At 74.8% G+C, this 12,753-nt stretch carries 2 protein-coding genes and 1 pseudogene; all 3 read right to left on the reverse strand.

The window, feature by feature from the left end:
- On the reverse strand, window positions 1-8,825 hold an 8,825-nt coding region (locus B073_RS42310), incomplete at its 3' end, for a type I polyketide synthase (protein ID WP_158690313.1).
- Window positions 8,826-9,234: 409 nt separating this feature from the next.
- Window positions 9,235-10,740, reverse strand: a complete 1,506-nt coding sequence (locus tag B073_RS43150) for a hypothetical protein (protein ID WP_018542861.1) — start codon at window positions 10,738-10,740, stop codon at window positions 9,235-9,237.
- Window positions 10,737-12,753 (reverse strand): annotated as a pseudogene (locus tag B073_RS48940) (hypothetical protein); the annotation flags it as partial. The gene B073_RS43150 and the pseudogene B073_RS48940, both read right to left, overlap by 4 nt.

Consider the following 12,753-nt stretch of genomic DNA (forward strand, 5'->3'; position numbering starts at 1 on the left):
GCGAGCGCCTGACGGATCACTCGCTGCTGGGAGGGGCCGTTGGGTGCGGTGAGCCCGTTGGAGGCGCCGTCCTGGTTGACCGCCGAGCCCCGTACCACCGCCAGCACCCGGTGCCCGTTGCGGCGCGCGTCGGAGAGCCGCTCCACGACCAGGACGCCCACCCCCTCGGACCATCCGGTGCCGTCGGCGTCGGACGAGAAGGAGCGGCAGCGGCCGTCCGTGGCGAGCCCGCCCTGCCGGCTGAACTCGACGAACATGCCCGGTGAGGCCATCACGGCGGCCCCGCCGACCAGGGCCAGGTCGGTTTCGCCCTGCCGCAGGGACTGGCCCGCCAGGTGCAGCGCGACCAGCGAAGAGGAGCAGGCCGTGTCGACGGTGACGGCCGGGCCCTCCAGGCCGAGGACGTAGGCGAGGCGGCCGGAGGTGACGCTGGAGGTGGTGCCGGTGAGGGCGTGGCCGTCGGCTGCGGGGCCGGACTCGTGCAGCCGCGGCCCGTATTCCTGCGCCACCGCACCGGTGAACACGCCGGTCCGCGTGCCACGCAGGCTGGACGGGGCGATGCCCGCCCGCTCCAGCGCCTCCCAGCCGGTCTCCAGCAGCAGCCGCTGCTGCGGGTCCATCGCCAGCGCCTCGCGCGGCGAGATGCCGAAGAACGCGGCGTCGAAGGCTCCGGCCCCGGTCAGAAAGCCGCCCTGCTGGCTGTCGGAGGCGGTGCCGCCCTCGCGCAGCGCGTCCAGGTCCCATCCGCGGTCCTCGGGGAAGGCGCCGATGGCGTCCCGGCCCTCGGCGACCAGCCGCCACAGGTCCTCGGGCGAGGCGACGTCCCCGGGGAAGCGGCAGCCCATGCCGACGATGGCGAGCGGCTCAGCCGCGTCCGGGGCCGGGGTGGCGGGGGTGGGGGCGGTGGCCTCCTCCCGTGTGCTCCCGCCGGGCAGCAGCCCGGCCAGGTGGTCGGCCACCGCGGCGGGGGTGGGGTGGTCGAAGAGCAGGGTGCTGGGCAGCGGGTGCGCCACGGCGGCGCTGAGCCGCTGCCGCAGTTCGAGCACGGTCATGGAGTCGAACCCGGCGTCGGAGAAGGCGCGGTGCGGGTCGACGGCGGTGGCGTCGGCGTGGCCCTGGACGGCGGCCGCGTGCGTCCGGACCAGGTCGAGCAGCGCCTCGGGCGTGGTCGCGGCGGGGGCCGCGGCCACGGGTCGGGTCCGGTGCGCGGTGGCGGCCGGGCGGACCAGGGAGCGCAGGACGGCGGGCACGGTCGGCCGACGGCGCAGGGCGGCCGCGTCGAACGCCAGCGGGGCGGTGACGGGCCGGCCCGACAACAAAGCGCGGTCGAAGAGTTCGAGGCCGGTGCCGGCGGGCAGCGGGGCGATGCCGCGGTCGGCCCAGCGCTGCCGGGCGGACGCGTCGAGGCCGGCGGTCATTCCGGTGCGCTGGTCCCACAGTCCCCAGGCGAGGCTGAGGGCGGGCAGTCCGGCGCGGTGGCGCCGGGCGGCGAGGGCGTCCAGGTGGGCGTTGGCGGCGCCGTAGGCGGCCTGGCCGGGGACGCCCAGCTGTGCGGAGACCGAGGAGAACAGCACGAACGCGCTCAGGTCCAGGTCGCGCGTCAGCTCGTCCAGGTGGACGGCGGCGGCCGCCTTGGGTGCCAGGACCGCGTCGGCCCGTTCCGGAGTGAGCGATGACAGCAGGGCGTCGTCGACGACACCGGCGGCGTGCACGACGGCAGTGAGCGGGTGTGCCGCGGGAATGCCGTCGAGCACCGCACGCACCTGGTCGCGGTCGGCCGCGTCGCAGGCCACGACGGTCACGTGTGCGCCCAGGTCGGCGAGTTCGGCGCGGGCCGCCTCGGCGTCGGGGTGGTCCGGGCCGCGCCGGCTGACGAGCAGCAGGTGGCGCACGCCGTGCCGGACGACCAGATGGCGGGCGAGCAGCGCGCCCAGGCCCCCGGTACCGCCGGTGATCAGGACGGTGCCCTCGGGGTCGAGGGGCGCGGGCAGGGTGAGCACGACCTTGCCGGTGTGCCGGGCCTGCTCCATGTACCGGAACGCTTCGGGGGCGCGGCGCAGGTCCCAGGCGGTGAGCGGCGGCAGCGTCAGCGCCCCGGTGCCGAACAGGCCGGTCAGCTTCCCGTTCATGGCGGCGATCAGATCCGTGTCCACCTCGTAGAGGTCGAACGGGAGATAGCGCACGCCCGGGTGGTCGGCGGCGACCCGCTCGGGGTCGCGGAGGTCGGCCTTGCCCATCTCGACGAAGCGGCCGCCCGCGGACAGCAGTCCGAGGGAGGCGTCGGTGAACTCCCGGGCCAGGGCGTTGAGCACCACGTCGACGGGGCCGAAGGCGTCGGCGAAGGCCAGGTCGCGGGAGGAGGCGAGGTGGGCGTCGTCCAGGCCGAGGGCGCGCAGCGCGTCCCACTTGCCCGGGGACGCCGTCGCGTACACCTCGGCACCCAGATGACGGGCGATCTGCACGGCGGCCATGCCCACGCCGCCCGCGGCCGAGTGCACCAGGACCTTCTCGCCGGGCCGTAGGTCGGCGAGTTCCGCCAGCCCGTACCAGGCGGTGAGGAAGGCGATGGGGACGGCCGCGGCCTCGGCGAACGTCCAGCCCTCGGGCACGGGCGTGAGGCGGCGCCGATCGACGACGGTGACGGGGGTGAAGCCGCCGGTCACCATCCCCATGACCCGGTCGCCGGGGCGCAGTTCGGTGACGTCCGGGGCGGTCTCGGTCACCACTCCGGCCGCCTCGCTGCCCGGCACGGCCGCACCGGGATAGGCGCCGAGCCGGATCAGCACATCGCGGAAGTTGACGCCGGCGGCGCGCACCGCGACGCGTACCTCCCCGGGTCGCAGCGCCCGGTCGGCCCGCTCGTCGGGGACGAGGGCGAGCTCGCGGGTGCGGGCGTCGCCGACGTCCAGCCGCCAGGACCCTTCGGGGGCCCGCAGCGGTGTGTCGGCGCGCTCCAGCCGGGGCAGCAGGACCTCGCCGGCGCGGAGCACCAGGTGGGGTTCCTCGGCCAGCAGCGGCAGGGCGCGGGGCAGGACTTCCTCGGACGCCGGGCTGCCGTCGCCGGCCACGAGCCCGAAGCGGTCCGGGTCCTCGGCCCGGGCGGCGCGCAGCAGTCCGCCGAGCGCGGCCCCCACGGGGTCGGCGGTGTCGGTGACCAGCACCAGACGGCCGGTGCCGGTGGCGGCGTGGTCGCGCAGCCGGGCCAGGACCTGTCCGACGGCGGTGCGGGCGTCGGCGGCGGCATCGCCGGTGGCCGGCGCCTCGGGGCGCAGGAGGAGGGTGTCGGCTTCGGCGGCCGGCCCGCCCTCGGGCAGCGCGGCGGGCACCAGACCGGGTACCAGGAGCGAGCCGGCGGACGCCCCGTCGGCCTCCCGGAGGGTCAACGCCCCGATGGACAGCACCGGTTCGCCCGCCGGGGTGGCCGCGTCCAGGCGTGCCGTGCCGATGGTTCCGGTCAGCCGCACGCGAAGCGTGTCGGCCTGCCGCGGCGACCCGGCGGCGCCGCTGAAGGAGAACGGGAGCACGGTGCGGTCGCCGCCGGTCAGCAGCAGTGCGTGCAGCGCGCTGTCCAGCAGGGCGGGGTGGACGTCGAATCCGGCGCCGTCTCCGGAGCGGTCCAGGCCGACCTCGGCGTAGATCTCGTCCCCGCGACGCCAGGCCGCGCGCAGTCCGCGGAACGCGGGGCCGTAGCCGTAGCCGCGGTCGGCGAGGTCGTCGTACAGGCCGTCGACCGGGACCGGTTCGGCATCGGTGGGCGGCCACTGGGCCGGGCTCCAGTCTGGCGCGGCGGCGTCCTCGGTGAGGGCGCCGGTGGCGTGGGTGACCCAGTCGCCGTCGCCGGTGCGGGCCCGGATCTCCAACTCGCCACCGCCCGGGGCGGTCCACACCTGTACCTCGACGCCGCTCGCGGTCAGCGGCAGCGGTGTGTGCAGCGCCAGGTCCGCCACACCGCGGGCGCCGGCGTGCCGAGCGGCGCGCAGCGCCAGTTCCAGGAAGCCGGTGCCGGGGAACAGCACGGTGCCGTCGACGGCGTGGTCGGCGAGCCAGGGATCGGTGTGGCGGGAGAGCCGTCCCGACAGCAGTACGCCGCCGGTGCCGGGCAGCTCGCACGCCTCCGTGAGCAGCGGGTGGTCCAGGGAGTCGGTGCCGGTGCGGGCGGCCGGGAGGGAACGGAGCCAGAACGACTCGCGCTGGAAGGGGTAGGTGGGCAGGTCGGTGCGGGAACCGGCGGGCAGTACGGCCGCCCAGTCGACGGGGGCTCCGTGGGCGTGGGCCTGCCCGATCGCGTGCAGGAGGCACGGCACCTCGTCCTGACCGCGCCGCGCGCTCGGCAGGGCCACCCGGTCCGGCGCCAGCATCGGCGTCAGCGCGGCGTCGGGCCCCACCTCCACCAGTACGTCCACCGGGCCCAGCCCCGCCACGGCGTCCGCGAAGCGCACCGCGTGGCGCGCGTGATCCAGCCAGTAGCCGGCCGAGGCGAAGGGGTGCCCGCTCTCGGCCGCGGCGCTCACCGCGATCCGCGGCTCCGTGAACGTCAGCTCCCCCACCACCGCGGCGAACTCGTCCAGCATCGGTTCCATCAGCGGGGAGTGGAAGGCGTGGCTGACCCGCAGCCGGGTGGTGCGCCGGCCCTGGTCGTGCCAGTGGTCGGCCACGGCGGCCACGTCCGCCTCGGGGCCGGAAACCACCAGCGCGCGGGGCCCGTTGACGGCCGCGAGCGCCGTACCCGCCGGCAGCTTCGGGGCGACCTCGTCCTCGGTGGCCTCGATGGCCGCCATCGCACCGCCCGCCGGCAGCGCCTGCATCAGCCGGCCGCGCGCCACCGCCAGCCGGGCGCCGTGTTCGACGCTCAGCACGCCCGCCACCACCGCCGCGGCGATCTCGCCCACCGAGTGCCCCGCCACGGCTTCGAAGGCGACCCCGGCGGAGCGCCAGAGCCCGAAGAGGGCGACCTGGTAGGCGAAGAGCGCGGGCTGCGCGTACGCGGTACGTTCCAGCACCTCCGCCGGTTCGTCCCACATCACCTCGCGCAGCGACCGGCCCAGCAACGGGTCCACCACCGCACACACCTCGTCCAGCGCCGCCGCGAACGCCGGGAATCGCGCGGCCAGTTCACGGCCCATGCCGGGACGCTGGGAACCTTGGCCGGAGAAGACCGCAGCCGTGCGCCCCTCCCCCGCCGTCACGGGCGCGACCTGGGACAGCGCTCCCAGCACACCGGCCCGGTCGGCACCCGAGGCCACCGCCCGGCACTCGAACACCGTCCGGGCCGAGGCCAACGTCCACGCCACATCGGTGAGCGGGACGTCGGGGTGCTCCGTCAGGAAGGTGTGCAACGCCGCGGCCTGGTCCCGCACCGCCTGCTCCGACCGGCCCGACAGCACCAAGGCCACCGGCGCGGACTCCCCCTCCGGCACCGGCCCGGGCCGCGGCTCCGGCTCCGGCGCCTCTTCCAGGATCACGTGCGCGTTCGTGCCGCTGATGCCGAACGACGACACCCCCGCGCGCCGCGGGCCGCCGTCCGGCGCCCACGCGCGCTCGCGGTCCAGCAGCGCGACCGCCCCTGCTTCCCAGTCCACCTCGTCCGTCGGCCGGTCGACATACAGGCTGCGCGGCAGCACGCCGTTGCGCAGCGCCAGCACCATCTTGATCACTCCGGCCACCCCGGCCGCGGCCTGCGCATGCCCGATGTTGGACTTCAACGAGCCCAGCCACAGCGGCCGCTCCGGGTCCCGGCCGCGGCCGTACGTCGCCAGCAGCGCCTGGGCCTCGATCGGGTCGCCCAGCCGGGTCCCGGTACCGTGCGCCTCCACCGCGTCCACGTCCGCCGGCGCCAGCCCCGCGTTCGTCAGCGCGTCCAGGATCACCCGCTGCTGCGACGGGCCGTTGGGCGCCGTCAGGCCGTTCGACGCGCCGTCCTGGTTCACGGCACTGCCGCGTACGACGGCCAGCACCCGGTGGCCGTTGCGCCGTGCGTCCGACAGCCGCTCCACCAGGAGGACGCCCACGCCCTCGGACATGCCGAAACCGTCGGCGTCCGCCGAGAACGCCTTGGAGCGGCCGTCCGGGGCCAGCGCACGCTGGCGGCTGAACTCGATGAACATGCCCGGTTCGGCCATGACCGTGGCCCCGGAGGCGAACGCCAGGTCGCACTCGCCCCGGCGCAGCGACTGGCAGGCCAGATGAAGCGCCACCAGCGACGAGGAACAGGCCGTGTCCACGCTGACCGCGGGGCCTTCCAGACCGAGCAGGTACGACAGCCGGCCGGATACCACGCTGGAGGTGGTGCCGGTGAGCACATACCCCTCCAGGTCCGGACGGGCCTGGTGCAGCGGCCGGCCGTACGGGAGGTTCATCACGCCGGTGAAGACGCCGGTGCGCGAGCCGCGTACCGCGGGGCCGGTGAGGCCGGCGTGCTCCAGCGCCTCCCAACTGGTCTCCAGCAGCAGCCGCTGCTGCGGGTCCATCGCCAGCGCTTCCCGCGGCGAGATGCCGAAGAAGCCGGCGTCGAACCGGTCGGCGCCGGCCAGCAGGCCCGCCTCGCGCTGGTAGAAGGTGCCGGGTACGCCGGCGTCCGGGTTGTAGAGGGCGTCGAGGTCCCAGCCGCGGTCGGACGGGAACTCCGTGATCGCGTCCCGGCCGCCGGCGACGAGGTCCCACAGGCCCTCGGGCGAGTCCGCGCCGCCCGGCAGGCGGCAGGCCATGCCGATGATCGCGATCGGGTCGTCCTGGTCGACGGGCACGGCCCGCGCCGCGGGGAGAGTCTCGGCGGCGCCGAACAGGCGGCGCCGGAGCTCCTCGGCCAACGCGCCCGGTGTGGGGTGGTCGAAGACCGAAGTCGCAGGCAGGCGCAGGCCCGTCGCCTCGTTGAGGCGGTTGCGCAGGGCCAGGGCGCCGACCGAGTCCAGGCCGAGCGAACGGAAGTCCTGGCCGGCGCGCACCGACGCGGGCACCTCCGGTCCCGGTGCGTCGGCGAGCTGCCGGACCACCAGGTCCAGCAGCGCGGACAGTTGGCCGGCCGGGTCCAGCGGCAGCAGCCGCTCGTACAGCCCGCCGTCCCCCGCCGGGGTGCCGGCGGCGTCGCTCTCCAGCCGGTAGCCGGGCAGCGGCACGGTACGGCCGGTCCCCTCCAGGACCGCGGACCAGTCAGGTGATGCACCGTGCACCTGCGCCTCCGCGAGGGCCCGCAGATGACCGTCGAGCCCGGCGTCATTGCGCCGCATGGTGTCCAACACCACCGCGTCCGCACCGATCTGGGCCACGGTGTCCTCGGCGCCCGGCGTGAGCACCGGATGCGGGCCGAACTCGGCGAACAGCCGGTATCCGTCGCGCAGCGCCGCCTCGGTGGCGGCGTGGAACCGGGCGGTGTCGCGCAGACTGCGGTACCAGTAGCCGGCGTCCAGTGTCGCGGTGTCCACGAGGCCGCCGACGGCGGAGGCGTACATCGGCACCTCGCCGGCCCGCGGCCTGATCGGCGCGAGCTCCCGGAGCATGTAGTCGCGGACGTTCTCGATCTGCCGGGAGTGCGCGGCGACGCCGACCGGCAGCAGCCGGCCGCGCACGCCGCGCTCCGCGAGCCTCCCGGTCAGGGCGCGGGCCGCCGCCGGGTCCCCGGAAACGACCGTCGCGCGCGGTCCGTTGACGACGGCGATCTCCAGGTCGAGTCCCCATTCGGCGAGCAGCGCCCCGGTCTCGGCGGCCGGGAGGCCCACCGCCACCATCTCGCCCTGCCCCTGGATCAGCGCCTGGGCCCGGCTGAAGTACGTGACGAGCCGGGCGGCGTCGTCCAGTGACAGTCCGCCGGCGACGGTGGCCGCCGCGATCTCGCCGAGGCTCTGCCCGACGACGGCCGCCGGACGCACCCCGTGCGCGCGCCACAGGCCCGCCAGCGCGACCATGACCGCGAACATCGCGGGCTGGACCACGTCGATGCGGTCCAGCGGCACCTCGCCGGACAGCACGTCCCTCAACGGCACATCGCCGTACTGGCGCAGCGCCCGGTCGCAGGCGTCCAGCTCGGCGCCGAAGTGTGCGCTCTGCTCGGCCAGTTCGCGTCCCATGCCGGCCCACTGGCCGCCCTGCCCGGGGAACATGAAGACCATGGACTGCGGTTCCAGGGCGACGCCGTGCACCGCCCCGCTGACCGGCTCGCCCGCGGCCAGCGCACGCAGCCCGCTCAGCTGCTCCTCCCGCGTCCCCCCGGGCAGCGCCACACGACGCGGCCACACGGTGCGGGAGACCAGCTGTGTGTACGCCACGTCGGCCGCAGCGAGCCCGGGGTGTGCGTCAAGGTGCTCGACGAGCCGCCCGGCATACTCCCGAAGCCCCGCCTCACTCCGACCGGAGACCAACAACGGCACGCGCGACGAAAACGACGACGCCGAGTCCCGCCCGGAAGCCGACAGCAAGGCCGACTGCGAAGCCGACGGAAGCGGTGCGGGCTCCATGGCAGAAAGCTGCGTCGCCGGCGCGTCACCGAGAACGCCATAGCGCCCACCGTCACCGCCGAGCGCCAACACCACCGCGACGCTCGCCGCGCCCTCCCCGGCGACCTGCACGGCCACCGCCGACGCCGCGCCCTCCGCGAGCACCGCCCGCGCCTCCGCCCAGGGCTCGTCCTCGTGGCCGGATACGACCTCGACGCCGCCGATGCCGTCCAACTCGGGAAGCGGGCCACCGCTCAACACCGTCACCGCACAATGAGGGCCGGGCACGATCCCGGCGTCCTCGATGGCGGCCCACAGCGCCGCGGCCTCCGGGGCGCGCGACGACGCGTCGGCTCGTGCGACACCCATGATCACGACAGCGGCAGTTTGCTCAGCCATTTTTGGTAACTCCTGCAACGTTCTGGCGAGCGCTGTCGCGGACCCCTCGATCGCGCGCTCCCTGCATGCCGTTCATTCAACGTTCGGCCGCAGTTCACCAGCCACCCCTAGCCCACCCCAAAGACCCCCCTAACCTGGCGATTAAGGGGAGCGCATCAGGCACCCGAGTGGTAAAGCCCAGGGCAGGTCGTCCGACGACAACCACCCCCGTGATCAACTTTGCACTCGCGGCAGCGAACGGTGCCCGGCCCCAACGCAAAGGACACCCCACGGTCAGCCCGCCAGACTGCAGCAACAGGGCCCCTTGCTGCTCGGGTTGGCTTTGCAACTCCGAGCCGGCAAGAGGCCCTGCCTTCGGACGGCTTCTTACGGACGCACCCGATCGCTCCGCGTGATCACCCGGATCGGCTCACTGCCCGGCCGGGGGCTCCGAGCTGATGGTGTCCTCGGCGGCCGGGAGGCCCTGGGGGGCCTCCGCGGTGGTGGAGTTCCGCTCGACCTTCCAGAAACCGTTGTTGATCGGATTGCCCGGCTTCCACCGGAAGATGTACCCACGGTCACGGTCGTAGTCGTAGGACGGTGCGTAGAGATAGCCCCCGTACAACGTGTTGCTCATGCTGATCGTGTCGTTGTGGGCGAGGACGCCCTTGCCGCCCCGCGTGACGTCGCCGTCGGCCTTCAGCGAGCCCGTGACCTTGAGCGAGCCGGTGACGCTGCCGTTGACCTGCATGTCCTTGCCGACGACGAGCTTGCTCGGCGTGTAGACCGTGACGTTGTGGTAGAAGACGGACTCGCCGGCGCTGCCCGTCTTGAAGGACTTGTTCACCTGGACGTCCCCGTCCGCCGTCAGCTTCCCGGTGATCTCAGCCGTGCCGCCGACCGAGACGTTCCCGTCGACGCGCAGTTCGCCCGTCGCCGTCAGCTTCTTGCCGTTGAGGACCGAGACGGGGTGGTTGAACTTCGTCTCGGAGGTGCTGCCCGTCGTCAGGCTGCCGTTGGCCTGGAGGGCGCCGCTGACCGTCAGCTGGGCCAGTGTCTGGTCCGTGACGCACACGGTCAGGTGGTCCCAGCGCACCACGAAGCCGCCGTCGGGGGTGGGCGTGACGGTCTTCAGGGCGAACGCCGTGTCGCGCCGCAGGGTGTCGGCCGGGACGTCGTACGTGCTGCCGCCCGCGATCGCGGCGTCGGTGATGCGCCGGTCGTCCATGTACAGCTCGTGGTTGTCGCCCCGTACGTGGTGCCACTCAAGACGGACCGGGGCGTTCGCGGCGATGCGGGTGGCCGGCGGACCGCCCTGGCTCTTGAGGGCGACGAGGGCACGGCCGATGCCGGGGGCCGGGTCAGCCCCGCTGCGGAACGGGAACTTCGCGACGTCCAGGGTCGTGCTGCGGGGCGTGTCGGGGATCGCCCCCTCCGTCGTCGCCCACTCCTCGATCTCGATCCTGGCGACGCCCGCCTTGTCGCTGACCATGATGCGGCGGATCGTGAGGTACAGCCCGTCGACGGTGACCTCGCTCTCCCCGCCCTGCGGCGCGAGACTGAACCGCACCTTCGACGGTCCCGCCTCGCCCGCCGCCGGGAACACCGCGGTCTCCGCCGTCGGCACCGCGAGCAGGACGTCGGACTGCACGTCGACGACGGTCCAGCCCGAGTCGGGTTCGACGTAGGCGGAGATGCCCTCGCCGGTGAGCGCCAGGTCCTGGGCGAGGGTGCCGACGGGCAGCACGATGGCGATCTTGCTGCACCGTACGGGCGTGCTGCCGCTGTTGGAGATGACGAGGTCGATGTCGGCGTAGGAGTTCTCGTCCTCGTCGCCCGGCTTGACGTTCGGCGGGCTGGCGGTGAGCGGGTTGGGGACGGTCGTCAGGGCATAGGTGAGCAGGGGGCCCTGATCCAATCGGGGCGCGTCGGTCATCGGCGGTCTCCTTCGGTGTCGTCGGCGGAGGTGGGGCGGAGGGTGAGGCGGCCGGTGCGCAGGGCGGGGGCCGGGTGCGGGTGGTGGGCCCGGCCGTCGGCGGCGTAGGTGTCGGCCTCGGTCCACCGGTCGCCGGTGGCGCTCTCCACCCAGGTCCAGGTGCCGTGCCGGTCGGAGGGGCGGGGCAGCAGGAGTGCCGGCGGGTGCGCGGTGCGGCCGCCGTTGCCCGCGGGGTCCGGTTCGGGCGCGTACGGGGTGGTGGGCAGCGGGCCCAGCCGGAAGGACACCGGGAGTTCGGCGAGGGGAGGTTCGACGAGCCGGGCGGGCAGCCGTACCTCCGCGGTGGGCAGGATGTCAGTGGTGGCGTGCACGGTGCCGCGCGGGTCCGCGAGCAGGGTGAGGAAGGCCGCGTCGCGGTTCTCGGGGTCGCTGCCGGGCGGCCGGGCGGGCAGCGTGAGGGAGGCCCCGGTGCCGATGGGGGCGAAGTAGTCGCGGGCCTCGTCGGGGAGTTCGGAGGTGTCGAGCACGGTGTGCAGCAGCCTGTAGTCGGTGGCGCGGTGGTCGCCGTGGAAGTAGCCGACGAGGCCGTCCGCGAGCTCGTTCCGCTCGCCGAGCCGGACCGGCCAACGGTAGGCGGGGTAGCCGGGCGGGGTCCCCTCGCGCAGGTTCCGCCAGGCGGGATCGGCGTACGGCGGGCCGTCCAGGTCGATGCCGAGGCGGACGCGCAGGAGCGCGAGCGGACGGCCGAGCAGCACGCTCGGGGTGTGCGGCGGCGGGGCGTCACCCAGGGGGGCGGTCGTGGACAGGGTGCGGTCGATGACCGTGAGGAGGGCGCGCAGGGCGGCCGGGCCCCGGTCGGCGGCGGTCAGGGCGACCAGGAAGTCGTGCAAGTGCGGGTAGGAGTCGCGCAGTTCGTCGATCGTGCGGTAGCGGGAGTACGGCAGCGGGTGCCAGGTGGCCCGGGTTACGCCGTCGGGCGGGAGCGTGGTGCGCAGCTCGCCGAGCGGGGACCCGTCCGGTGCGTAGGCGTACAGCGCCCGGTCCAGGTAGCCGGGGACGAGCCAGGCCGCGACGGCCGTGGTGTCCGGGTCGCTCGACGTGGTGAGCGGGTTGAGGTCGTCGCGGGCGTCGAGCAGGGTGAACGCGGCGCGGGCCGGCTGGACCAGGCGCGGGGTGAGCTGGGTGAAGCGGTACCAGGTGGGCGGGTTGATGGTGTGATGGCCCTGGGCGGGGTCGGCCGGGTTCCTGAGCGAGGGGGTCAGCTCCGCGGGGAGCTCGGGGGCGAAGCGGCGGGCGGGGACGCCGACGCCGATGACGTCGCCGGGTTCGTTGCCGGCCGCGAACAGCAGGGCGCGCGGGTCCGGGAAGATCGCCGGCAGGGTGTGCCCGAAGCGGTCGATCACGGCGAGCCGCTGGAAGGCGAACTGCCCGGCGCGCAGCGGCTGGTAGAGGGAGGCGTTCCAGCCGGTGAAGGGGCGCGGCCGGGCGCCGGGGTCGGGCGGCAGGGTACGGGCGGCCGCCTCGGTGAGCGCGGTGCGCAGGTCGGGCGAGAGCCGGGAGTGCGGGTTGAGGGAGGCCGGGGTGTGGCCGCGCGCCGTGAGCTGCTCGGTGAAGCCGACGAGCGGCTGCGCGAACAGGTCGGCGTCGTCGGCCTGCCGGGCCAGGGCGCGCAGGGCGCCGGCGGCCGGTCCCGGGTGGGTCCGGGCGTACTGGCGCAGCGCGGCGGCCGTGGTCTTCCCAGGGGTGGGGGTGAGGAACTGGCGGCCGCGCAGGCTGACAGGTACCGGGTGGGCGCCGGTGCCGAGCCAGCGGTAGGAGGTCCCGTCGAAGCTCCAGTTGGCGCGCCCGGCGCCCGCACCGCCCGGGTCGCCCTGCCACTCGATGGGAAAGTAGTCGACCTTCCACTCGAAGAACAGCGGCGACCAGGGCTGGCGCCAGGGGGCGGTGTACGCGCCCGGGATACCGACGGCGTTCTGCTCCGGGGCGCGCATGGCCTCGGCGAGCGCCGTGACA

Origin of the sequence: Streptomyces sp. MspMP-M5, assembly GCF_000373585.1 — a bacterium.
Taxonomy (GTDB): Bacteria; Actinomycetota; Actinomycetes; order Streptomycetales; family Streptomycetaceae; genus Streptomyces.

Bases quoted from the DNA above. Each gene is read 5' to 3' on its own strand.
- B073_RS43150 (WP_018542861.1), bottom strand. From the start codon at position 10,740: ATGACCGACGCGCCCCGATTGGATCAGGGCCCCCTGCTCACCTATGCC.